Genomic DNA, 22,127 nt, shown 5'->3' with positions numbered 1-22,127 from the left:
GCCGGGATTGATTTGCCACCCCGGCACGCCAGCCATGGTCCGCCATCTAAAGCCCTAGGGCTGCAAGACCATCGACCGTTTCGACCGTGATAGGCTGCACGGCGTCCACGATGATGGTGCCGGTTTTGAAGTCAGGGTGAACGACACCCAGACCTTCGATCGTCATGCCGTCGGTGATTTCACCGCCGCCCGCCAGAAAATCAGCCATCGTTACGAATACTTTGCCCGCTTCCAGAGGATTCCACATATAGCCGCCGTCAATAATGCCGGATTTGAGCATTGCGCTGCCTTGGCTAGGCGAGAATGAACCGACAAGAACCACCTTGTCACCAAGCTTCTGCTCCTCGATCGCGCGTCCGGCGCCGATCGGTCCCTGACTGCCGAACGTCAGGAAGCCGCCGAGGTCAGGATTGGCGGCAAGCACATCCAGAGCCGTCTTTCGGCTGTCATCGGCGCTCTCGGCGACGCCATATCTGTCGCCAACCATCTGCATGTCGGGAAAGTTCTTCTTCAGGTAGGCGATTGCAGCATCGGCCCAGGCATTGTGTGCGGGCACAGTAAGAGAACCTACGTACACAACGTACTTGCCTTTGCCGCCCATTTTCTCGGCAAATAGCTTGGCATGGGCCTCACCGAAACCAACGGCCGAGACCATTTCGAAGTCCCAATCAGCGTTCACCTGGTCTGGCGATTCATGGGTTATGACCTTGATGCCCGTGTCGCGCGCCTTTTTTAGAACCGGCTCGAGAACGTTTGCATCATTCGGCACGACGCCAATTACGCTGACGCCCTGAGCTATCAGGTCTTCGATCGCGCGGACCTGAAGTGCCGGGTCGGCGCTGGTCGGCCCGACCATGAAGCCGTCGTCGCCAAGCTCTTTCGACTTTTCCTTTATTCCCGTTTCCATGGCATTGAACCAGGGAATGCCGCCGATCTTCACGACAACTCCAACCTTGACGTCCTTTGCCAGCGCAGCATTCATTGTGGCAACCGAAAGGGCTGCGCCGAACGCTGCCGCGAGTATAGTTTTTGCTAACATTTAATTCCTCCCTGATTGACGAGTTTTTCAGTTGCCTATTGCCCATGTCGGCTTTGTTTGGCCCACCCCTTTGTGCCCGACGGCATTGACGCACTCGGCGCCGCATTCCTCCCAGAACGCGCCATAAAAGACTTTGAATGCCGGCCGGTCAAGGTGCTAAATAGATTTAGCAAGGCGGTCACGCCACCAGCGTCTAAAAACATTTCTCGATTGATGTAAACGATCCGCCCTTCGCACTCAGGCTGCACCCGTAGAACGACATGCGATCGCCCGCGAGCCTTGGGTGGAGGCGGTGCTACCCAGATCCGAGGTGCTGATGAACGGAGTTGAACTTCTGCAACGATGTCTCGTGACAAAGAATTGCTAGTGGTCGATGCTCGATTTGGATGCCGAATCCCAATCTTCTTGGGCGCCGTCATGCTCTCCGGTTCGCCCAAAGCTGGTCGGTACGGTCACCAGCGGAAAGTGGTCTATCGAATAATTCTCGAGAAGCGAAAATCCTTCAGCAATCATCACCTCGACATTCTGTCGGACCATGGTCACATCGAAGGGCAAATGCGCCGCGAATGGATCCCAGTCGAAGCTTCCGACAACAACCCGTCCAAGCTCACTTGAGGCTAGTGTCGAAGTGAACCGCAATGTTCCTTCAAGAGCGGTCACGCCGTTGACGAACATACCTGAGGGCAGATGCCCAAGCTGAGCGTATCGTGCAGCGAGAGACCGAGCAGCGTTGGTCGGTGCGTATCCGCAGCAGTCAATCGTGCCCGGGCCCGTAACAATCCCATGCGCTGCCAGCGCATCGTGAAAACCCAGCAAACGGCTACGTGTTGCGTCATCATCGCTGACCCCGCCAAAGAAGAAGAGATCTTCGGTGGAGCCCCCTCGTTCTTTCAATTTCTGAACAATGATCTCTGTGAGCGCCTTGGCGCCCCCGTAGTTGTCAGAAACAACTGAGGGAGCCCGGCGGCCTGGCAGATCGATGTTGATGCACCGGACGCCCGCTGCCCGGCACAGATCATTCAGCGGATCGGGGTCACGAACGCCCGCAAGGAAGAGAAATTCCACCTGCTGAGCCAGCAGGGTTTCCGTCACACTCAACTCGTTATCAGGATTGCGATGGGTGCTGACGACGATCGGGCACAAGCGGTGGACGCGGGATTCCGCTTCAAAGGCTTCGGCCAATCCGGCGAAGAAGCGATTGCGGTAATGTGGCAAGATCATTCCAGCGAGTCCGGATCGGGAAAGCCGCAATCCTCGTGCCTTGAGGTTGACAGCATAGCCAAGCCGCTCAGCCCAATCGAGGATGGTCGCTGCGGTTTCCGCCTTGATCCGGTGCTGTTGCCACGAGCCATTGAGGACGAGACTGACGGCGGTCGGGGACGACTTTGCCGCCACCGCGATATCATAAATCGTTGACTTGCGTCGGACAGACTTTCTCGCCATTGGTGACGCTCCCGCTGGGAGATGCAGTAGACGCTAGTGCGGGGTCAAGGCAACATCTCTAAATTGCGTCAAACGGTTTGGAGGAGCGACCCCACGGAAGGACGCGGCCTCTCGTGCCTCCGGTCCGGTCTCCCTGATTGTCTCGATCGTTGCAATGACAGCGCCAGGGAAATCGGCAGATTTGGGATTTTCCCTGAAGCTTCGTTCAGCGTCACTGGAGACACCAACCCCAGTGTTTCGGCTTTGGTCTCCCCGATGATCAATCACCTTGCAAAGGTCGACGAGAAGTTTCGATCAGTTTGGAGCCCACCGTTGGCGATGGTCGGGCGCACGCGTCACGATCGAGTCCTCCGTTTCAATAGCGGGAAGATGAAAGTTTTGGGTTTCTGAGTCTCTATCTGGCCCCAAAAAGGGTGCTGCCGGATGCGCCTTCGTCTCCGGGCGTTGTTTGCGTACTTGGCCGAGGTGCCCTTGCTTGGCAAGTTCCTTCCGCGACAAGGGTCTGCTCGACAGCATTTTCGTCGCTATTGCCAATGCGGAGCCCCGGAGGATCAAAACCGGTTAGCAGCATGATGCCGACGGTTCAGAGCAAGCGACTCAGATTCCCGATTTGCTCAGAGTCTCCCAGCCTGTGGCTCTCCGTGCAGCGGGCCTTGAGCGTCTGGCTCGACCTTTTTGAAAGCTCGCCTCCAATCGCTGGACGAGTTTGGCGGCAAGGCTAGTCGTCTCCATCGGTGTTATGATCGATGCCAGGGAGGCCGCCTGGACCATGGCGTGAACTCATTGCCGTATGCTGGCAGTGCAAGGCAATGAACTGACTGCACAACATGTAGGTGCATTCGTGGATCAAATTTCCAGATAGCCAAACAGCGCGCGTATCTCGATTAGGTGGCAAGGAGTTGCGAAAGCTATGTTCGCAGTTTGAGAATCGTCCGATATGCCGCACAACGATGCCGGCAAGACGAGCCGAGAATGATCTGACGCAATGTTCAGATCCAAGAAGGACGGTTACCTGTGGCCCAGAAAGGAATCACACTAAAGGACGTTGCCGCAGCGGCTAAGGTGTCGCGCGCCACGGCCGCCCGGGCGCTCAACAGCTATGGTTACGTTGGCGACGAGACGGCGCTCCGCGTGGTTGAGGCAGCCGAAAGGCTGGGCTATCGGGCCAACCTCGTCGCGCAGGCGCTGCGCAGCGGACAATTGCCGATCATAGGCTTCGTGCCCGGCGATATCCAGAATCCGTTCTTCGCCCGAATCGCGCACGACATAGAGGTGGAACTGCGCAAGCACCGCCACAATCTTCTGATTGCCAGCAGCGAGGAGAATGTAGAACAGGAGAAAGAACTGCTTGAGAGCCTTCGCTCGCTCAGCATTCGCGGCTTCATCCTTGCCCCAACGTCTGCAACCGACAGCCAGCATATTGTGCAACTGGCCCGCGAAGGCGCACCGATCGTGCTCATCGACCGCGTGGTAAAGGACCTGCAATGCGACAGCGTCGTCGTCGACAACGAGGGCGGGGCACGCGAGGCAGTGGACTATCTGGTTGGCAACGGTCACCACCGGATCGGTCTTTTGCGCGACGAGTCACGCATCTTTACGGCACAGGAACGCTTGGCTGGCTACGAAAACTCGCTCCACTCGCATGGGATCGCAATCGATGAAGCGCTCATCGGCGTATCGCGCTCGACCGTCGAGCACGCCATCGAAGCCACGATCCGCCTGTTCAGCCGGCGCAATCGCCCCACCGCACTGTTCACGGTGGACAGCCTCATGACGCAAGGCGCGCTTCTTGGCCTGCGTTCAATGGGGCTCTCGATTCCGCATGACGTGTCGGTGGTTGGCTTCGATGACTTCAACCTCGCCACGTTCACCGATCCGCAGATAACGGTCGTGGCGCAACCCATCTCCGAGATCGGACCGCTCGCCGCCAGATACCTGCTGGAGCGGCTTGCCGGCAAAAAGGTTGCACCGCGCCGTACCCGATTTCAGACCCGCTTGATCGTACGCGGATCGGTTGCCCGGCGCGCTGTGCGCTAAAGAGCAAACCCCTCGATTTCGGAGAATTTCGTCTAAAGGACTTGCCATTGGCGAAATTGCGTGCCCATTATTGCTTGTGAGATCGATCTCACATCGGGAAACGAGCTAGACGGCCCACCGACGCCTAAGGCGGGCTAGAGGCCTGTAACATGCGAAATACAAGGAAAACGTCATGCTGAACTTCGATAGGGACCGCTTCGTGAAGATCCAAAGCGGGGCCGTCGCCGTCGCAGGTGAGGTTCGCTCACTGATGCGCACACTGCTGGCAGATGGCGTCGAGCGGCTGTTTTTCATGGGCACCGGCGGCGTGCAGCTTCTAACCTTGCCCGCGATCGAGTTGGCGCAGCGCTGTTCCACCTTCCCGGTGAGCGGTGCCTATCCGGCGCAGGTCGTGATCGATCCGCCCGCCGGTCTCGACAGCAAGGCCGTGGTGGTCATCCCGTCCTTGTCGGGCACGACCAAGGAAGGCGTCGAGCTCATGGCCTTTCTGAAAAAACGTGGTGTGCGCACCATTTCGCTCACCGGCCATTCGGATACGCCAATCGCACGGGAGGCTGACCACAATTTCACGAACTTCGCCGAAGACGACACCTCGTCGGAATCCTTCTACCTGCAGACGCTGCTGATCGTCCTGGCCCTGCTGGAAGAGCGCGGCGAATATGATGATTTTGATGGCACTGTCGCCGAACTCAAACTGCTGCCGGATCTGCTTGCCGACGCCAAGGCTGCCTTTGAGGACAGGGCGGCCGAACTGGCCCAGACAATCAAGGACGATACCTATCACATCTTCACCGGCGCCGGCTCGGTGTGGCCGGAGGCACACTATTACGGCATGTGCATCCTCGAAGAGATGCAGTGGATTCGCACCCGCCCGGTGCACGCCGCCGACTTCTTCCACGGTACGCTCGAGTTGGTCGAGCCGGGCGTCAGCGTTTTCGTGTTCAAGGGCGAAGATGCCCTTCGGCCCCTGGCCGACCGGGTCGAGAACTTCGCCAAGCGCTACACGGACCGCGTTCGCACGCTGGACGCGGCCTCGGTCAAGTTGCCGGGCATCTCCGCAAAGGTCCGCGGCATGATCTCGCCGGTTCTGCTCGCCACCTTGCTCGAGCGGCTGAGCGCCCATCTCGAGGTGCTGCGCAACCACCCGCTGACCACCCGTCGCTACTACAAACGCGTGGAATATTGATCCCCTCTCACCTCTGAAGGAGCTATCCATGAAACGTTCGCTGCAAGTCGTGGCGGTCACGGTGGCCGCGGTATCATCATTGGGGTTGTCGATAAGCGGCAGTTCCGCCGCTTCGCCGGCTGTCACGGCCGACCCAAACGCCAAGGTGGAATACACCGGCACGCTTTCGGTCCTGACCAAGTTCGGGCTGCAACAGCTGTCGCCCTATTTCGTCAACCTGGCACAGGCCTATGAGAAGCTCCATCCGGATGTGAAGGTCGAACTTATCCAGGAGAGCGACGACAGCGTGAAGGGCAAGACCAAGACGCTGGTCGCTTCCAACTCGCTGCCCGATATCTATTTCTCCTGGACAGGCAGCTGGGGTGGCAATTTCGTGCGCGGCAATCGCGCCGTTGATCTCACGCCCGTCATTGCTGCCGATACCGAGTGGGGCAAGTCGCTGTCTCCAGCCGCCGTCAAGGCGTTCCAGTACAACGGCAAGTTCTATGGCATTCCGCTTTACCAGGATGCCAAATTCATGGGCTACAACAAGCAGATCTTCGCCAAGCTCAGCCTCAAGGCACCCGGCACTTTCGAGGAATTGCTGACCAGCTGCGACGCCATCCGCAAATCCGGCGTGACACCGATCTCCTTCGGCAACAAGGAGGCCTGGCCGGCAATCCACTTTGCAGGCCAGCTGCTCGCCTACAACGTGCCGCAGGGAACGCTGGAACGCGACTTCGATCCGGCCACCGCCCAATACACCGACCCAGGCTATATCGCAGCACTCAAGCAGTTCAGCCAGCTTGTCGAGCGCTGCACCGATGGCGCCGGCGTCAACGGCACATCCTATGCCTCGGCTCTCCAGGCCTTCACCAACGCGCAGTCGGCCATGTACTACCAGGAGATCATCGAGTTCGATCAGGCCGCCACGCCGGAGTCGGCGTTAAAGCCCGCCGATTTCGGATTCTTCCGGCTGCCGGTGCCCGCCGGCGCCAAGGGTGACGCCAGGTCGATCGAGGGCGCGCCGGAGGGCTACATGATCAATGCGGCATCGAAGAACATCCCGCTGGCGATCGATTTCATGAAGTTCGTGACTTCGAAGGAAAATGCGCAGGTGCTGTCTGCGCCACCCTATGGCCAGCCGAGCGCCACCATCGGCGGCGCCTCGGAATCGAACATGAGCGCGGCTGTGGTCGGTGGCCTCAAGGATATCAACGCCGCCTCATACCTCATGCCCTGGCTGGATACGGCCAACCCACCGCGCGTCGCCGCCGTCTGGCTGTCCAGCCTGCAGGCGCTGGCGGGCGGCTCGATGACGCCCGAGCAAGTGATGGACGAGGTGCGCAAAGCCGCATCCGCGGCCAAATAAAGCAGGCGAGCATGGCAAGGGCCTCGGACACAGTGGACAGCGGCGCCGACATCGGCGTCGCCAGGCCGCAACGGCCAAAGAGCCGGCGGGCCTGCTTCGCCAACCTGTTGTCGTTGCGATGGGCGGCGATCGCGCTCATCCTCATCGGCTGGTTCGTCTATTATCCGATCGTCGACAATTTCATCGTCAGCACCACCGACCAGGACATCTACACCGGCGAGGTCACCAATGTCGGCCTCGCCAACTACGACCGGCTGCTGCATGACCCGGTCGTGCTGCTGGCGCTGTGGAACAACTGCCTCTACGCTCTCATCTCCGTCATCTTCCAGGTCTTCGGCGCGTTCCTGCTGGCGGCCATTATCGAGGACCTGAAAAGCGAAAGCTGGCGCCGGCTGTGGCGCGCCGTCTATTTCGTGCCGTCGGCAATCTCGATCACGGTGACCGGCCTGCTGTTTTATTTCATCTACCAGCCGCAGATCGGCTTGCTGGATGCCGCGCTCAGCCGTGTTGGACTGAGCCAGCTCGTCATGCCTTGGCTCGGCAATGAGCACACCGCCATCTATGCCATCATCGCCATGAGCCAATGGCAGGGTTTTGGCTATTCGACGCTGCTGTTCGCCATCGCCATCCAGAAGATCCCGCGCGACCTCTACGATGCCGCAACGATCGACGGCGCGGGTCCTCTTCGCCGCCTGTGGAGCATCACCTTTCCGCTGACCCGGGAAATGACGGGGTTGATGATCATCGTCACCATCACGGGCGCGTTCCAGGTGTTCAACGAGGTCATGGTGATGACCGCAGGCGGGCCCAACAACAGCAGCCAGGTGCTGGGCACGTGGCTCTACCAGAAGGCCTTCATCGAGGACAATTTCGGCTATGGCGCGGCGATCGCCGCCGTCATCTTCATGTTGACCATGCTCACAGGTGCGGCACAGCTCTGGTACACCAAGCGCCGCCGGGTGCAGCTATGAGTGCGATGGTCGCAGCCGGTCGCAGCCGGCACGTCAATGTGTGGTCGGTCATCGCCAGGACGTTGCTCTATTCATTCCTGGTCTGCCTTGGTGTCGTCGTCATCTATCCGCTGATCTGGATGGCGCTGAGCGGCTTCAAGGACAATGCGCAGATCTTCGGCGATCCCTTCGCCCTGCCCACCCATTGGTCGTGGAACAATTACGTGCAAGCGTGGAACCAGGGCGTGCGTGGCTACGTGACAGTCTCGGTGCTGGTGACCGTCGCTTCGGCCATATGCACCGTGCTGATCAGCGCCTGGACGGCTTTCGGCCTGACCCGCACCAAGATGCCGGCAAAGCCGCTGGTTATCGCCATCGTTCTGGGCGGCTTGATGCTGAGCCCCACGGTGGCGATCATTCCACTGGTGAAGATGTTGCAGGCGCTCGGTCTCTACAACACCTACTGGGCGCTGATCATTCTCTACACGGCGTTCCGTGTGCCGTTCACCACCTTCCTCATCCGCGCCTACATGCTGGATCTGCCTGAAGACATCGACGAGGCGGCGACGATGGATGGCGCCAGCGAGGGTCAGATCTTCTGGCGCATCACCTTGCCGCTGTGCCGGCCGATCATCATTTCCTGCGTCATCCTGCACGTCCTGTTCGCCTGGAACGAATATCTCTTCGCCATGATCTTCACGAGCGGCTCGGATGTGCAGACGCTGCCGGTCGGACTGACGTCGATCATGGCAACCCACGGGACCAACTATGCCGTGGTGTTCGCGGCCATGACGATCTCGGCGCTGCCTATCGTGATCGTGTTCTTTGGCGCGCAACGCTACTTCATCCGTGGCTTGGCCGAAGGCATCGGCAAATAACAATTCCCGAAAGGAGCCTTCATGCCGCAGCTCGCTGCTCATCAGCTGATCGGAGCCAATTTCAGCTTCCAGCACTTCCCCTTCGATGAGGTCGCCAGGACGATCCGAGGCTTTGGCCTGCGCGAGATCGAGCTGTGGGGGATTGCCCAGCATCTGGACCTGTTCCACGCCACGGACGCACGTGTCGAATCCGTTCGCCGGGTACTCGCCGACAACGAGCTGTCGGCCTGGTGCTTTACGCCTGAGCAGGTGTTGTATCCAATCAACATTGCCTCCGGCGACGCCGCACTGCGCCAGGACAGCATCGAGCGGTTTTGGCGTGCAGCCGACATCTGCGCGGCGCTTGGCGCCCGCTATCTCTTCCTGACGCCCGGCCGGGGCTACGAGAGCGAACCCCGGCAACCGGCATGGGACCGCGCGGTCGGTTCGATCGGCGAGATCGCCCGGCGCGCCGCCGCAAACGGGGTGCGCTGCCTGCTCGAGCCGTTGCAGCGGTTCGAGAGCAACCTCGTCAATAATGCGGCAGGCCTGCGCCAAATGCTGGATGAGGTGGGCGCCGGCAATATCGATATCGTGCTCGACACTGTCGCCATGGCCACGGCCGGCGACACCGTGGCCGGCTATGTCGACCTGTTCGGCTCGCGGCTGGCGCATGTTCATCTGGTCGACGGCACGCCAGGCGGGCATCTGGTGTGGGGGGAGGGCACGCTGCCGCTCGACCACTATGTCAGCGAACTCGCGCGCCTCGGCTATGCCGGTAAGTTCACCTTCGAGCCGTTCGGCAACGGCTCCTACGCGCTCGATCCGGTAAAAGCCTGGACACGCTGCCTTGGCGCCATCGCGCCGTATATCGATCGCGCAACGGTGCCGGCATGAGGTCGAAAAAGCTTATCGCGGTCGGGGACAATTGCCTTGATGCCTATTTGACCAACAACTTGATGACGGTGGGCGGCAATGCCTTGAATGTCGCGGCGCAATGGCGGCGCAACGGCTGGTCCGCGCGCTATTTCGGCGCCGTCGGGAACGATCCCGAAGGCGACGTGGTGCTTGCCGAACTGCAAGGTGCCGGCCTATCTCCGGACGACGTCGAACGGCGTCCCGGCGATACGGCCGTCACCTTGCTGCGCGATGAATCCGGCGACCGGAAGTTCCTGCACGAATCCTTCGGTGTGGGCGAAAACTACATGCCGGCGCCCGCGCATTATGCGGTCATCGCCGCGGCTGACTGGGTGCATCTCGGCACCAACGCCAACAAGCACCTTGTTCAACGATTGGTGACGGACCATGTGCCGTTCAGCATCGATCTATCGACCGCCCATATGGCGCTGCCGCTCGACGGTGTCCCGCTTTTGTTTGCGTCCGGACCGGACGATGTCGATGTTCCCATCGAGCCATCGCTGGGCGCGCTCAGGGCGGCCGGCGCAAGGCAGGTAGTTTTGACCTGTGGTCGACGCGGCTCCTACTTCGACGATGGCACGAATGTCGTGCATGCGCCGGCGACGCTTGTCGATGTCGTGGATACGTGTGGCGCCGGCGACAGTTTCATTGCCACTTTCCTCGCCGGCTTCCATTTCGGCGGCCTCGGCGCCCTGGAGGCATTGCACAGGGCGTCGATCGCGGCGGCGCAGACCTGCACCCATCTTGGCGGGTTTCCCCAGAGACCGCGTCCGATACCCGATTGGCTGCCAGCCAAATATGCCAGCTTCATTGTCGATGCGCAGGGAGCCCAAGCGTGAGTACAATTCGTTTGCGGCAGCCTGCGGTCGCGCTTGCATCTGACCGGTCGTTTTGGCTGCAGGACATTGCCGCCGCCCCTGCGACCGAGCCATTGCGAGGCGACGAGCGCGCCGACGTGGTGATCGTCGGTGGCGGCTATACCGGTCTGTGGACGGCGCTGCGGATCCTTGAACTTGCGCCGCAAACACGGGTGGTGATCCTTGAAGCCGATCTGTGCGGATCGGGGGCCTCGGGGCGCAACGGCGGTCAGGTCCATTCATGGTTCGCCGAAATCGACCAGATCAGTGCGGTCGTCGGTCTCGAGGAAGCGCGCCTGCTGTGCGCCGACACGGTGGCATCGATCGCGGAGCTGAAGACGCTGCAGCAAAACGGCACCATAGACATGGACCTGAGGCTGGACGGATGGTTGTGGACAGCAAGCTCCATTGCGCAGGAAGGCGCCTGGGAGACCGCCGTGGCCTTGACGGCGGTTGTTGGAGAAAACCGTTTCAGCCCGCTGAAAGCCGAGGACATTCAACGCCGCACCGGTTCATCGGCCTCCTATGTCGGCGTCGTCGAGACCACTGCCGGCACGGTCCATCCCGCCAAACTTGCCATCGGATTGCGCAAGCTGGCACTGGCACGCGGCGTCATCATCCATGAGCGCAGCCCGGTCCTCGCCATCGAACCCGGCATGACATGCACGGTGCGCACGGCGCATGGCGCGGTACGGGCTGACAAAATCGTGCTTGCCGCCAACGCCTGGCTTTCCGCGCTGCCGGAACTGCGGCGACATCTTTATGTCGTCGGCAGCGAGGTGATTGCCACTGCCGCCGTTCCCGAACTGCTCGACAGCATCGGTTGGCGCGACGGTGCCTCGATCTGCGATTCCCAGGCCCAGGTGCTCTACTACCAGCGCACCATCGGGGGCAGGGTGGTCTTCGGTCGTGGCAGCGGCAACGTCGCCTTCAGTGGAAATTTCGGCGCCAGCTTCAACCGCAGCCCGGAGCACGGTCGCGACAATATGCGAGAGCTGCATCGGGTCTACCCCTCGCTGCGCGGTGTGGCGATCGAATATGACTGGTCGGGGCCGATCGACTGCGTGCCTGAACACGTTCCTGTCTTCGACCACCTGCGCGATCATCCCAATATCTTCTACGGCATGGGATTTAACGGCACCGGCATCGCGCAGACGCCGATAGCCGGACGCATTCTGGCGAGCCTGGTGCTCGAGCGAAAGGATCGCTGGAGCGAAAGTGGTCTGGTCGGCATCGAGCGGCGCATGTCGCTGCCGCCCGAGCCTTTGCGTTATCTCGGCGCCAGGCTTGTCCGCGCCGCGGTCCGCCGCAAGAACGAGGCCGAGATCCGCAACCGAAAGGCGGGCAGGATCACCAATCTTCTGGCAGCCCTGAAGCCAGGCAGGCCCAAGAAGTAGCCGGGCATCTGGCTCATCGTCACGCTCTTCAAACCATGAGCCGGCACGTGCCGTCCCGATGACGGTGGACGCGGCATTGCGATCAGGGTGCTTGCTGGGTTGATCGACGTACATTCTTAAAGCGGAGTGCGTCGACCTTGTTCTAACGTATTCATGTGGGCCGTATCGCCGTCACACCTATGCTTGGCGCACTTGCGGCTTTCCATTCGAGGGCGGGCCAACGGATCCGCGTGCAATGATGGCGGTCGGCAAAATGAGCTTTTCCGCCGGGCGGGAATCTCCCTTCAATCGCCGGATGAGCAATTCCGCGACGCTCTTGCCAAGCGCGTAGACGGGCTGGTCGATAACGGTGATGGGCGGCGTGGTGACGCTCGTCCAGTCCGCATCATGGAAAGTGATGAGCGAAATGTCGTCGGGAACCCGCAGGCCGCGCTCGCGGGTCACCTTGAAGATCTCCAGCGCAATGACGCTGTCGGAGGCGAGGATCGCCGTCGGCCGATCCGGCGCCGACAGCATCTCGCCGGCAACCCTGCGCGTTTCGGTGGGGCTTGTCGCGCCAAGGCGAACAAAGCGTTCTGGCCGATCAAGTCCGGCCTCTCGGCACACGGTGAGGAAACCGTCGATGCGCTCACGGACCGACGAGGTGTAGATCTGCCCGAGATCGCGGTACTCGTGCCCTTCGGCGTCGACCGCGGTCACATAGGCGATGTTGCGGTGGCCGGCATCGGCTAGAAAGCGGGTCGCCAGCATGGCGATGCCGCGATCGTCGGTCGTGACCGTATCGACATCCAGATCTGCCAGCGCCCTATCCAGCAGGGCAAGCGGTCGGCCCGAGCGGTGGATATCGCGCAGGTGCGCGATGTCGCGCGATTCCGACGGCGTGACGATCAGCCCGTCGACGCGCTTGCCGATGAGCAGTTTCACGGCCGCCTTTTCCGCCTCGATCTTCTCGCCGGAATTGGCCAGGATGACGTTGAACCCGGCTGCCTTTGCCGCGTCGCTGATGCCGCGTACCGCGAGGCTGAAGAACGGGTTCTCGATGTCGCCGACAACCACGCCGATGATGCCGGAGCGGCCGGTCGTCATGCTGCGGGCGAGCTCGTTCGCACGATAGTCCAAGGCCTTGGCCGCGGCCATGACTTCCGCGCGGATCATGTCGCTGACGACGCCGTATCCGCCGAGCACGCGCGCGGCTGTCGCTTTCGAAACGTTGGCCGCGCGGGCGACGTCGCTGACCGTTATCGACGGGGTCTTGGGGGCGGTTCTTTTCATCGGATGACGACTACAAGAGTTGTTGACGGGAGGTCAACGTGGCGATAACGATTAACAAAGAGACCGGTCTCACGCAATATGAGACCGGTCTCTTTAAAAGGAGTGGAGCCGAGAGGCATGACGGACCGTGATTTCGGCAAGGGCATGTCGGCGCGCCAGATGGCGGCTCGACGGAAATACCAAGAAGAACAGACCTTCAGAGTGGAGAAAGACATGAGCAGGAAAGAAATTCTCAAGTCGTTGATGTGCCCGGTCAGAACCGGCGCAATGGCTCTTATGGCGATGTGCGTCGGCGCCGGGCTGGTTTCAGGAGCGGCCGCCGCGGATGACAATCCCTATGGCCTCATTGATGCGAAGGTCATCAGCGTCGGAACCATGGGCGATGCCAAACCCTACGCTTTCACCCAGGCCGATGGGTCGTTCACCGGCTTCGACATCGAATTGTTCCGCAACGTCGCGAGCCGCCTTGGCTTCAAGCCCCACCAGGTGATCTTCACCGGCCAGGAATTCTCGGCGCTGATGCCTTCGGTTGCAAACGAGCGTTTCGATGTCGCGGTCGCGGCAATCGGCACGACGGAAGCACGCAAGAAGACCGTCGACTTTTCCGACGGGTATATCGCAGGCTATCTGTCCGTGCTTACTGCCGACAAGGCGATCACGTCGGCGGACGGGCTCAAGGGCAAACGTCTCGGCGTCGTGCAAGGCACGCTCCAGGAAATCTACGCGGCGAAGAATTTTGTCGGAACCGATCTCGTCAAATTCCCCGACAACAACTCCGCCGTTTCGGCGCTTAACAACGGAACCGTGGATGCCCACTTCCTCGATTACGAGGCTGCCAAGGACTATGGCGTTCGCTATCCGAACCTGAAGATCGCGGTCAATATTCCTTCCTTTGACGCGCCGGCCGGCTTCGTCCTGCGCAAGGGCAACGACAAGCTCCGCAATGCGCTGAACACCGCCCTTCACGCGGCCATGCAGGACGGCACCTGGAAAACGCTTTATGAAAAGTGGTTCCCCGGCTCGCCGATGCCCGACCAGTATCTTCCCAAGAAGTAGACCGTACCCGGCCGCTGGCTCTCATGCCGGCGGCCGGATTACGCCGCCGTCCTTGATGCGGACGATGTGAATAGCGCAACCGAAAGGGGGGCGAATGAACTGGCTCGAAAACCTGCGGCGCAGTTTCCTCGACTGGCAGGCCATGGCGGACGTGCTGCCCAGCATGATCACCATCGGATTGAAGAACACGTTGATCCTCGCCGCCGCGTCGACGGTGCTGGGTGTCATCCTCGGCATGATCCTGGCGGTCATGGGCATCTCGCAATCGCGCTGGCTGCGCATTCCGGCGCGGGTCTACACGGATATATTCCGTGGGCTGCCGGCGATCGTCACCATCCTGCTGATAGGCCAGGGCTTTGCCCGCATCGGCCGTGAAATCTTCGGCCCTTCGCCCTTTCCGCTCGGCATTCTTGCGCTGAGCCTGATCGCCGGCGCCTATATCGGCGAAATCTTCCGCTCGGGCATCCAGAGCGTCGAGCGCGGGCAGATGGAGGCCTGCAGGGCGCTCAGCATGAGCTACGGCCAAGGCATGCGCCTGATCGTGATCCCGCAAGGCATCCGCCGCGTCTTGCCGGCCCTCGTCAACCAGTTCATCGGCAACGTCAAGGATTCAAGCCTTGTCTACTTCCTCGGTCTGCTCGCCTCGGAGCGCGAGATCTTCCGTGTCGGTCAGGACCAGGCAGTGGTCACCGGAAATCTCTCGCCATTGCTTCTGGCCGGCGTGTTCTATCTCGTCATCACCGTGCCGTTGACCCATGTGGTCAACTACATCGACAACTCGCTGCGGGTCGGAAAGCAAAAGGCAGGCCTCGTCATCAGCGGCCTGGCCGAAGTGAGCGAACTGGAGGGCGCCACCGGCAGTGCACTTTCGGAGGCCGGCTCTGATGCCCGCTCAGCGCTGCCCCGCTTCAAGGGCGGCAGTCTCGCCATTACCGATCTCGACATGGCCTATGGCGACCTCGATGTTCTCAAAGGCGTCAGCCTGGCAGTCAAGCCTGGCACGGTCACATGCGTGATCGGCCCATCAGGTTCGGGCAAGTCGACCCTGCTGCGCTGCCTCAACCGCCTGGTCGAGCCCAAGGGCGGTGAGGTGTTGCTCGATGGTGCGAGCATCCTGGCGATGAAGCCTGAAAAACTGCGCCGGCGTGTCGGCATGGTTTTCCAGCAGTTCAATCTGTTTCCCGACCACACCGCGCTCGAAAACGTCATGCTGTCGCTGACCAAGGTAAAGGGGCTCCCTGTACAGGAAGCTGAGCGCATCGCCGAGGCGCGCCTTGCCGACGTCGGGCTTGCGACCCGCAAACACCATCGTCCAGGGAGCCTTTCCGGTGGCCAGCAGCAGCGTGTGGCAATCGCTCGTGCATTGGCGATGGACCCGGAGGTCATCTTGTTCGATGAGGTAACGAGCGCACTCGATCCAGAACTGGTGAAGGGTGTGCTCAACCTCATGGCGGATCTCGGCCGGCGCGGCATGACAATGGTCGTGGTGACGCATGAAATGGGCTTCGCCCGCAAGGTCGCCGATCAGGTCGTCTTCATGGATGAAGGCCGCATCATCGAGGCCGGCACGCCTGCCGCGATTTTCGACACGCCGAAAAGCCCGCGTCTGAAGCACTTCCTTGCCGAAGTGCTTTGATCACGCATGAGCCCTTCAAGACGGCCGCCCAAACCAACCTCCACCAGTGAAAGATATCTCATGGCTGCATCACATCAGGTTTCCAAGGTCGTTGTTGTCGGCGGCGGCATTTTTGGCGTCTCCTCGGCCGTTCATCTTGCAAGGCTCGGCATCGAGACCGTGCTGGTCAATGATGGACCGCTCGCCAAGGGAGCTTCCGGCCGCTCGCTCGCCTGGATCAATTCGGCGCGCAGGCGCTCGGCTGAATATCATCGCCTGCGCATGATCGGTATCGACCGCTACCGCAGTTTGTCGGCGCGATGCCCGGATGCCGCCTGGCTGCGTTTCGACGGTGGCCTGACGTGGGATGCGGACGATGCCTCAAACGAGATCGCCGATGTCTTCGCTCACGAAAAACGTCTCGGCTATGATGCGCAGCATCTGTCCGCGGACGCCATAAGGTTGGTCACGCCGGGTGTCTGCGCAAGCGCTGTCACGCCTCAAGGCGCGATCTTCAACGCGGGCGAGGGCTGGGTCGACCTGCCGTCGCTGATCGAAATATTGATCGCGGAATTCGTGGAGCGGGGCGGCCAGGTGGTCACCGAGGCCGGAAGCGCTACCGTCACCGTCGCCAACGGCCGCGCCACCGGCGTCACCACCACCAGCGGGATCAGCTTCGCCGCCAACGCGGTGCTTCTGGCGACCGGTGCGGATGTGCCGCGAATGGTCGCCGTGGCCGGTCAGCGTATTGCCGATGGGACACCAATCGCGCTGCTGGTCAGGACCAAGCCAGTCGACTTGCCTCTACGCGCCGTGCTCAACACGCCGCGCGTCGCCATCCGGCCGACGCCTGATGGCGCCCTCGCGCTCGATTCTGCCTGGTCGGAAGAAGAGGTGGTAGTCAATCCGGACGGGACTTATCGCGTAAAAGCATCGACCATCCAAGGGCTTCTCGACGAAGCGTCGAATGTTCTCGACGGTCATCCGAAATTGGAATTGGAGAGCTACGGTGTCGGGCCCAAGCCGATCCCCGGAGACGGCGAGCCGGTCTTCGGCCAGTTGCGGGAGATCGAGGGGTATTACGTCGCCTTCAGCCACAGCGGCGCAACACTTGGCTTGATTGCCGGCGAACTGCTTGCAACCGAGATCGCCACCGGAACAGAGCACCCACTCCTTGCAAGCTTTCGACCGTCTCGATTTTCACTTTAGCCTGCCAATTCGCCTCGGAATGGGATGTAATGTGGCATGCCTGGAGTTTCGCTAGCCGAGACGGCGGCCGCCTGGCCGCTTACGCGCACCTGACAAGCCAACTTGTTCCGGAACATTTTCTCCACGTTGAAGTTGGACAGCGCCAGGACCGTCGTTCGTCCAAGCTCAACCAGCGCTGAGAAATTCCATGACCAACCAACACCCCAAGACTAAACAGCCCTCGGACAAGGATCTGCGAGACAACCCGGGAATCGGCACCTCGAAGGGCGCGGTCAAGGGCGGCGATATGCTCGACGAGAACGATGCTCTCGATGGGGACAATACGTTCGAAGGCGATGTCGAGAACGATGTCACGCCTCAGGGCGGCATCAATCCTGACCAGACCGGACGCACGAACAAGTAGGAGGCGCCTTGCCATGGCCGGCCGGAAGACCCACGAGCAGCAGCTGCGCATCATCGAAAAGCGCGAGAACACCAGCAATGCCGGCGACGATTTCAATGCCGAGGATGAGCTGAAGAGAACCAAGCAGGAGCGCGAGGCGCGGCAAGGCGGCGCCAATCTGCGCGACGAGGGCGTGGAATTGACCGACAAGGATGATCGCCAGATGATCCGCGGCGAAAACCAGGAGAGCGAGCACCACAAGCGCAGGCAGGACGACTAAGCCTGTCGTCTTTAAGGCTATCGAGGAGCCATGCCAGACTACCGGCACGCCAGGCACCGCATGGTCGAGGCGCACATCGCCCGCCGCGGTGTGCGCGACGAACGAGTCCTTTCGCCACTGAGGCGGAATCCCGCGCGAGAAATCGTCGACGAGGGGTGCGAGGAGTTCGCCTATGGGGACGGTCCGGGCGGCGTTGCGCTCTGGCTATAGGGACCTGCGAAGACGCGACCTGAACATCGGCCAGCTCTGCCGCGAGAGCTTTTGGCGATCAGACAGCCTCGGCCACTACATGCAATCCTCGGCCTCGCAGCAGTTCGATGCCTTCGTCTGTTCGATCGCACCTCGCCTGTTCAGCCGCTGCCTGCCGAACAGCGCCTCATCGGGTGGTACTGAGACCTTTGCCTTCGGCACCTGACTAGGCGGCCTTGCCTTCGGGCACGGAACATCTCACCGACTTTCTGGTTAGGCAGGCCGGATGAAGGGAGCTTTGCGCATGGCCACTAATTTGGAAGACGGCAAGATGCTTGGCGGCAATCGCGGCGGCGACAAGGACCAGCGTAAGACTGACAAGACCGCGAACAAGAGCAGCCAGGCGGCGGGATCCGCATCGCGGTAGGACTGAGACATGCCGACCGCCGCGGACATCCTCATCGAGACGCTGATCGACTGGAACGTCGATATCATCTTTGGCCTGCCGGGCGACGGCATCAATGGCATCATGGAGGCGCTGCGCAGGCGGCAGGACCGTATCCGCTTCATTCAGGTGCGGCACGAGGAATCCGCGGCGTTCATGGCGTGCGCCTACTCAAAATGGACAGGCAAGCTCGGTGTCTGCCTCGCAACTTCCGGCCCTGGCGGCACACACCTCCTGACGGGACTCTACGATGCCAAGCTCGACCAAGCGCCGGTGCTCGCCATTACCGGCATGCAGTTCCACGACCTCATCGAGACCTTCACCCAGCAGGATGTCGACTTGACGCGCGTCTTCAGCGATGTCGCCGTCTTCAACGCGCAGGTCTCCGACGCGGCGCATATGGAAAGCCTGGCCGGTCTCGCCTGCAGGTCGGCGCTGGCAAGTCGCGGTGTTGCGCATCTGTCGATCGCCAGCGATGTGCAGGAGCACACGCTCGACCAGGCCAAGCGCTCGAAGCGCAACAAACCGTCGCATACGCCGGATCGTTGGTTCGAAGGAAGTAGGCTTCCCGACGAAGAACAACTTGCGAAAGCCGCCGAGATCCTGAACGGCGCGACGAAGGTCGCGATCCTCGCCGGTCGGGGCGCGCTTGGTGCCAGGCACGAGTTGGAAGAGACGGCGGAGCTGGTTGGTGCCCCCGTCGCAAAGGCCTTGCTCGGTAAGGCTGCCTTGCCCGACGATCACCCGCTGACGACTGGCGGCATCGGAATTCTCGGCACGCTGCCGTCGCAGGAAATCATGGAGGAATGTGACGCGCTGCTCGTCGTCGGCTCGACCTTTCCCTACATCGAATACTACCCGAAGCCGGGACAGGCGCGCGGGGTGCAGATCGAGCGCGACCCGCAGCGCATCGGCCTGCGCTATCCCGTTGAGGCCGGCCTTGCCGGCGATGCCGCCGTGACGCTGCGATTGCTGAACAGGCGCCTGAAGCGCAAGGATGATCGCAGCTTCCTCGAGAAGGCGCAGGCGGGCATGCGACGCTGGCGCGAGATGATGGCGCAGTCGGAGCAAAAGGCCGCCACTTCGCTCAAGCCCCAGGTGGTTACACGCGCATTTGGGAAACGATTGCCCGATGATGCGATCCTGGTTGCCGATTCCGGCCAGAACACCGAGATGGCGGCCCGCCATATCGAGCTGCGTGACGGGCAGGCCTTCGGCGTCTCGGGCGCGCTGGCCTCGATGGCATGCGGACTGCCCTATGCGATCGCCGCGGGCCTGGCCTTTCCCGGCCGGCCGGTCTTCGCGGTCGTCGGCGACGGCGGTCTCGCGATGCAACTCGGCGAGTTCTCGACGGCAGTTCGGTACCGGGTCCCACTCAAGGTGCTCGTGCTCAAGAACGGCATGCTCAATCAGATCGCCTGGGAGCAGATGATGTTCCTCGGTAACCCGCAATTCGCCTGCGAACTCCAGCCCATCGACTTCGCCATGGCCGCCGAAGCCATGGGCGGCATCGGCTACAGCGTCTCTCGCGCCGAGGAGGTGGAAGGCGTTCTCGACGCTGCCCTGGCTGCTGAGGGTCCGGTGGTCATCGAGGCCGTGGTCGATCCGTACGAACCGATGATGCCACCGAAGATGCCACCGGATTATGCGAGAAATTTCCGCAAGGCGCTACCGGATACCCCCGGACGCGCGGAAATCGAGGCGAATGTGGCGCAAGAGCCGCTGAGGTCGATGATTACCGCCGGCGACAAAGACTGACCACACGCAAGAAGGAGCACGAGTTGAACAAGACCGACAGCGGCACCGCAAATCGCAGTTCGCCGGACCTCATGGGCGGCGACCAAGCGTGCAAGGCCGAGGAATGGGGCGGTGGCTCGAAAGCCGCCAAGGGACCGATCACGGAACCGGATCGACACAACCGCGACTCCAGCCAAAAAAGGACCTGACATGCAGGATGCCCAGCAGAAATATCCTCAGCCGCCGCTTCCCGAACAGCAGCAGGACATGCCCGGCTACACCGACGAGATGGATCCACGGCCCGACCACGGAGAGGAGAGCTATCGCGGCAGCGGTAAGCTGACGGACCGCGTCGCGCTGATCACCGGCGCGGACTCGGGCATCGGCCGGGCGGTGGCTATCGCGTTTGCACGCGAAGGCGCCGACGTCATCATCTCCTACCTTGAAGAGGACGAAGATGCGCAGGAGACGGCGCGCTTGGTCGAGGAAGCGGGGCGCAAGGCGGTGCTCGCACGCGGCGACATCTCGGACGAAATCTTCGCGCGGTCGCTTGTGCAGCGAGCTATCGATGAATGCGGGCGCCTGGACATCCTCGTCAACAATGCAGCCCACCAGGCGTCGTTCGAGAAGCTGGAGGACATCAGCGCGGAGGAATGGGATCTCACCTTTCGCACCAATGTCTATGCGATGTTCTATCTGTCCCAGGAAGCAGTGAAGCACATGGAACCCGGCTCGACCATCATCAACACATCCTCGATCAACGCGACCAGTCCATCGCCGGCACTGCTTGCCTACGCCACTACCAAAGGAGCGATCGCCAACTTCACCGCCGGACTAGCAGGACTGGTAGCTGAACGCGGCATTCGGGTAAACGCGGTCGCTCCCGGGCCGATTTGGACGCCGCTGATCCCGTCGACAATGCCCTCTGAGAAGGTCAAGGAGTTCGGCAAGAACACGCCGCTCAAGCGTCCCGGGCAACCGGCAGAGCTTGCAGCGACCTATGTGCTGCTTGCCTCGGAAGGATCGAGCTACACCACCGGCGCACTCTACGAGGTCACCGGCGGACGGCCGATGCTTTGAGCGAGCGTACCTGCCAGCTCCACGGCGCCCACTCCCCGTAGCACACCGACATGTGGCGAGGCTCATGCCGATCAGGATCGCGGACAACCGCCACGTCCGCAAACTGGTCGAGGCGGATGCCGAAGCCTCCCACCAGACCCTGAACCGGAGGTTGGTAGACGGGAAGCTGACTTCATTCCGGGTTCAACCGGAGCGTCAGCTTTCGGGGAGGGGCAAACGCTGGGTGAATGTCCCCGATAGGCGCATTGCAGCCATGCCGCCGTCGCGTTGTGAGACTGATTTGGCGACCAGCAAAACAGCAGCCTCTACGACTCGTCCCTCTCATCGCGCAAATTAGACACAACGCGGCGGTTCTGCGACCTGCAGGCGGAGTCGGGGCAGTCGCGGACCAGCCTGTCCTTGCCGTAGCCCTTGGCCCACATGCGGTTCCGGTCTATGCCGCCGGCGGCGAGGTAGTCCATCACCGCATCGGCGCGCTGCTGTGACAGCGCCGTTTCGCTTGCGCCGGGATCGTCGGCGAAACCCTGCAGCTTGAGCAGCCAGCGCGGATGCTTTGTCAACCAGGCGATCTGGGTGTCGAGGGTGGCCTTGGCGACAGAATCGAGCGCGGCCGAACCTTTCGTGAAGTAGGTGCGGCGGCCGACATTGAGGATAAAATCCTCCTCGCTGCCCGGCTGCACGTTCTGGAAGCCGGCAATCTCGGCGTTGGTGACGTCGGGCGTCGACGGGGCCAGCGTGTTGCTGGTCGAGCAGGATGCGGCCACAACCAGCAGGCCGGCGGCGAGCAGCCGGCGCGTGTTTTCAATCATGCGGTTCATGATGCGCCA

General features: G+C 61.5%; 22 protein-coding genes. 18 read left to right on the top strand and 4 right to left on the bottom strand.

The annotated features are described in order from the left end of the window. Nucleotides 1-46 precede the first annotated feature (46 nt). A complete protein-coding gene (locus tag NKJ64_RS05950; protein ID WP_023704355.1) occupies nucleotides 47-1,039 on the bottom strand; it encodes a substrate-binding domain-containing protein in 993 nt (330 codons plus the stop codon). A 363-nt stretch (nucleotides 1,040-1,402) separates the two neighbouring features. Next, on the bottom strand, nucleotides 1,403-2,482 hold the full coding sequence (locus NKJ64_RS05945; protein ID WP_023692318.1) for a substrate-binding domain-containing protein: 1,080 nt from the start codon (nucleotides 2,480-2,482) through the stop codon (nucleotides 1,403-1,405). A gap of 1,014 nt (nucleotides 2,483-3,496) precedes the next feature. On the opposite strand from NKJ64_RS05945, the gene NKJ64_RS05940 reads away from it, so the two are divergent. The 8 genes from NKJ64_RS05940 to NKJ64_RS05905 all read left to right on the top strand — a co-directional run bounded on the left by NKJ64_RS05940 (nucleotide 3,497) and on the right by NKJ64_RS05905 (nucleotide 12,035). Next, nucleotides 3,497-4,519 carry a LacI family DNA-binding transcriptional regulator gene (locus NKJ64_RS05940; RefSeq protein ID WP_023667745.1) on the top strand — a complete coding sequence of 341 codons (1,023 nt, stop codon included), beginning with the start codon at nucleotides 3,497-3,499 and terminating at the stop codon, nucleotides 4,517-4,519. Between the two features lie 172 nt (nucleotides 4,520-4,691). Continuing rightward, on the top strand, nucleotides 4,692-5,705 hold the full coding sequence (locus NKJ64_RS05935) for an SIS domain-containing protein (protein WP_023729125.1): 1,014 nt from the start codon (nucleotides 4,692-4,694) through the stop codon (nucleotides 5,703-5,705). A gap of 28 nt (nucleotides 5,706-5,733) precedes the next feature. Beyond that, nucleotides 5,734-7,056, top strand: coding sequence for an ABC transporter substrate-binding protein (locus NKJ64_RS05930; RefSeq protein ID WP_352462140.1), 1,323 nt, complete (start codon nucleotides 5,734-5,736; stop codon nucleotides 7,054-7,056). 11 nt (nucleotides 7,057-7,067) lie between these two features. Further along, a complete protein-coding gene (locus NKJ64_RS05925) occupies nucleotides 7,068-8,027 on the top strand; it encodes a carbohydrate ABC transporter permease (RefSeq protein WP_023682778.1) in 960 nt (319 codons plus the stop codon). Continuing rightward, entirely contained in the window at nucleotides 8,024-8,884 is an 861-nt protein-coding gene (locus NKJ64_RS05920; protein WP_023686871.1) for a carbohydrate ABC transporter permease, read from the top strand. The genes NKJ64_RS05925 and NKJ64_RS05920 overlap by 4 nt, the downstream gene beginning before the upstream one ends. A gap of 21 nt (nucleotides 8,885-8,905) precedes the next feature. Next, a complete protein-coding gene (locus tag NKJ64_RS05915) occupies nucleotides 8,906-9,760 on the top strand; it encodes a sugar phosphate isomerase/epimerase family protein (protein WP_023686872.1) in 855 nt (284 codons plus the stop codon). Beyond that, nucleotides 9,757-10,620: a PfkB family carbohydrate kinase gene (locus NKJ64_RS05910; RefSeq protein WP_023686873.1), complete on the top strand. Its 864-nt coding sequence runs from the start codon at nucleotides 9,757-9,759 to the stop codon at nucleotides 10,618-10,620. Before NKJ64_RS05915 ends, NKJ64_RS05910 begins: the two co-directional genes overlap by 4 nt. Then, nucleotides 10,617-12,035 carry an NAD(P)/FAD-dependent oxidoreductase gene (locus NKJ64_RS05905; RefSeq protein WP_023686874.1) on the top strand — a complete coding sequence of 473 codons (1,419 nt, stop codon included), beginning with the start codon at nucleotides 10,617-10,619 and terminating at the stop codon, nucleotides 12,033-12,035. Before NKJ64_RS05910 ends, NKJ64_RS05905 begins: the two co-directional genes overlap by 4 nt. A 177-nt stretch (nucleotides 12,036-12,212) precedes the next feature. Here the strand turns inward: NKJ64_RS05905 and NKJ64_RS05900 are convergent, their stop codons facing one another. Then, entirely contained in the window at nucleotides 12,213-13,307 is a 1,095-nt protein-coding gene (locus NKJ64_RS05900; RefSeq protein ID WP_023707239.1) for a LacI family DNA-binding transcriptional regulator, read from the bottom strand. A gap of 213 nt (nucleotides 13,308-13,520) precedes the next feature. Here NKJ64_RS05900 and NKJ64_RS05895 point away from each other — a divergent pair, with 213 nt between their 5' ends. From NKJ64_RS05895 to NKJ64_RS05850, 10 genes are all read left to right on the top strand, one after another. Next, on the top strand, nucleotides 13,521-14,363 hold the full coding sequence (locus NKJ64_RS05895; protein ID WP_023818616.1) for an ABC transporter substrate-binding protein: 843 nt from the start codon (nucleotides 13,521-13,523) through the stop codon (nucleotides 14,361-14,363). Nucleotides 14,364-14,457: 94 nt separating this feature from the next. Further along, on the top strand, nucleotides 14,458-15,999 hold the full coding sequence (locus tag NKJ64_RS05890; protein WP_023695154.1) for an amino acid ABC transporter permease/ATP-binding protein: 1,542 nt from the start codon (nucleotides 14,458-14,460) through the stop codon (nucleotides 15,997-15,999). A gap of 60 nt (nucleotides 16,000-16,059) precedes the next feature. After that, on the top strand, nucleotides 16,060-17,187 hold the full coding sequence (locus NKJ64_RS05885; RefSeq protein WP_023695155.1) for an NAD(P)/FAD-dependent oxidoreductase: 1,128 nt from the start codon (nucleotides 16,060-16,062) through the stop codon (nucleotides 17,185-17,187). 187 nt (nucleotides 17,188-17,374) lie between these two features. Next, on the top strand, nucleotides 17,375-17,590 hold the full coding sequence (locus NKJ64_RS05880) for a hypothetical protein (RefSeq protein ID WP_023818615.1): 216 nt from the start codon (nucleotides 17,375-17,377) through the stop codon (nucleotides 17,588-17,590). 13 nt (nucleotides 17,591-17,603) lie between these two features. After that, complete coding sequence (locus NKJ64_RS05875) at nucleotides 17,604-17,849, top strand: hypothetical protein (protein ID WP_023699894.1); 246 nt, start codon at nucleotides 17,604-17,606, stop codon at nucleotides 17,847-17,849. Nucleotides 17,850-18,021: 172 nt separating this feature from the next. Then, nucleotides 18,022-18,264, top strand: coding sequence for a hypothetical protein (locus tag NKJ64_RS05870; protein ID WP_352462139.1), 243 nt, complete (start codon nucleotides 18,022-18,024; stop codon nucleotides 18,262-18,264). Between the two features lie 78 nt (nucleotides 18,265-18,342). Further along, nucleotides 18,343-18,465: a hypothetical protein gene (locus tag NKJ64_RS05865; protein WP_352462137.1), complete on the top strand. Its 123-nt coding sequence runs from the start codon at nucleotides 18,343-18,345 to the stop codon at nucleotides 18,463-18,465. A gap of 9 nt (nucleotides 18,466-18,474) precedes the next feature. Next, nucleotides 18,475-20,241, top strand: coding sequence for a thiamine pyrophosphate-dependent enzyme (locus tag NKJ64_RS05860; RefSeq protein ID WP_352462136.1), 1,767 nt, complete (start codon nucleotides 18,475-18,477; stop codon nucleotides 20,239-20,241). Nucleotides 20,242-20,264: 23 nt separating this feature from the next. Further along, nucleotides 20,265-20,429 (top strand): hypothetical protein, encoded by a 165-nt coding sequence (locus tag NKJ64_RS05855; RefSeq protein WP_352462135.1) that lies wholly within the window; start codon nucleotides 20,265-20,267, stop codon nucleotides 20,427-20,429. 1 nt (nucleotide 20,430) lies between these two features. Continuing rightward, nucleotides 20,431-21,300: an SDR family oxidoreductase gene (locus NKJ64_RS05850; RefSeq protein WP_023707232.1), complete on the top strand. Its 870-nt coding sequence runs from the start codon at nucleotides 20,431-20,433 to the stop codon at nucleotides 21,298-21,300. Between the two features lie 305 nt (nucleotides 21,301-21,605). Here NKJ64_RS05850 and NKJ64_RS05845 read toward each other — a convergent pair whose 3' ends face one another. Continuing rightward, entirely contained in the window at nucleotides 21,606-22,118 is a 513-nt protein-coding gene (locus NKJ64_RS05845; protein WP_023699891.1) for an OmpA family protein, read from the bottom strand. Between the last annotated feature and the right edge of the window lie 9 nt (nucleotides 22,119-22,127).

The sequence above is a fragment of the Mesorhizobium sp. M0062 genome (assembly GCF_040323125.1).
Taxonomy (GTDB): Bacteria; Pseudomonadota; Alphaproteobacteria; order Rhizobiales; family Rhizobiaceae; genus Mesorhizobium.
Note: the sequence above shows the minus strand (reverse complement) of the source record. Positions and strands in the feature narration are given on the sequence as shown.

Excerpts from the sequence above, each read along its gene's own strand:
- NKJ64_RS05845 (WP_023699891.1), bottom strand. The coding sequence starts at position 22,118 with ATGAACCGCATGATTGAAAACACGCGCCGGCTGCTCGCCGCCGGCCTG.
- NKJ64_RS05870 (WP_352462139.1), top strand. The coding sequence starts at position 18,022 with ATGGGGACGGTCCGGGCGGCGTTGCGCTCTGGCTATAGGGACCTGCGA.
- NKJ64_RS05900 (WP_023707239.1), bottom strand. The coding sequence starts at position 13,307 with ATGAAAAGAACCGCCCCCAAGACCCCGTCGATAACGGTCAGCGACGTC.
- NKJ64_RS05880 (WP_023818615.1), top strand. The coding sequence starts at position 17,375 with ATGACCAACCAACACCCCAAGACTAAACAGCCCTCGGACAAGGATCTG.
- NKJ64_RS05895 (WP_023818616.1), top strand. The coding sequence starts at position 13,521 with ATGAGCAGGAAAGAAATTCTCAAGTCGTTGATGTGCCCGGTCAGAACC.
- NKJ64_RS05945 (WP_023692318.1), bottom strand. The coding sequence starts at position 2,482 with ATGGCGAGAAAGTCTGTCCGACGCAAGTCAACGATTTATGATATCGCG.
- NKJ64_RS05860 (WP_352462136.1), top strand. The coding sequence starts at position 18,475 with ATGCCGACCGCCGCGGACATCCTCATCGAGACGCTGATCGACTGGAAC.
- NKJ64_RS05915 (WP_023686872.1), top strand. The coding sequence starts at position 8,906 with ATGCCGCAGCTCGCTGCTCATCAGCTGATCGGAGCCAATTTCAGCTTC.
- NKJ64_RS05875 (WP_023699894.1), top strand. The coding sequence starts at position 17,604 with ATGGCCGGCCGGAAGACCCACGAGCAGCAGCTGCGCATCATCGAAAAG.
- NKJ64_RS05890 (WP_023695154.1), top strand. The coding sequence starts at position 14,458 with ATGAACTGGCTCGAAAACCTGCGGCGCAGTTTCCTCGACTGGCAGGCC.
- NKJ64_RS05865 (WP_352462137.1), top strand. The coding sequence starts at position 18,343 with ATGGCCACTAATTTGGAAGACGGCAAGATGCTTGGCGGCAATCGCGGC.
- NKJ64_RS05885 (WP_023695155.1), top strand. The coding sequence starts at position 16,060 with ATGGCTGCATCACATCAGGTTTCCAAGGTCGTTGTTGTCGGCGGCGGC.
- NKJ64_RS05925 (WP_023682778.1), top strand. The coding sequence starts at position 7,068 with ATGGCAAGGGCCTCGGACACAGTGGACAGCGGCGCCGACATCGGCGTC.
- NKJ64_RS05950 (WP_023704355.1), bottom strand. The coding sequence starts at position 1,039 with ATGTTAGCAAAAACTATACTCGCGGCAGCGTTCGGCGCAGCCCTTTCG.
- NKJ64_RS05930 (WP_352462140.1), top strand. The coding sequence starts at position 5,734 with ATGAAACGTTCGCTGCAAGTCGTGGCGGTCACGGTGGCCGCGGTATCA.
- NKJ64_RS05910 (WP_023686873.1), top strand. The coding sequence starts at position 9,757 with ATGAGGTCGAAAAAGCTTATCGCGGTCGGGGACAATTGCCTTGATGCC.
- NKJ64_RS05935 (WP_023729125.1), top strand. The coding sequence starts at position 4,692 with ATGCTGAACTTCGATAGGGACCGCTTCGTGAAGATCCAAAGCGGGGCC.
- NKJ64_RS05850 (WP_023707232.1), top strand. The coding sequence starts at position 20,431 with ATGCAGGATGCCCAGCAGAAATATCCTCAGCCGCCGCTTCCCGAACAG.
- NKJ64_RS05920 (WP_023686871.1), top strand. The coding sequence starts at position 8,024 with ATGAGTGCGATGGTCGCAGCCGGTCGCAGCCGGCACGTCAATGTGTGG.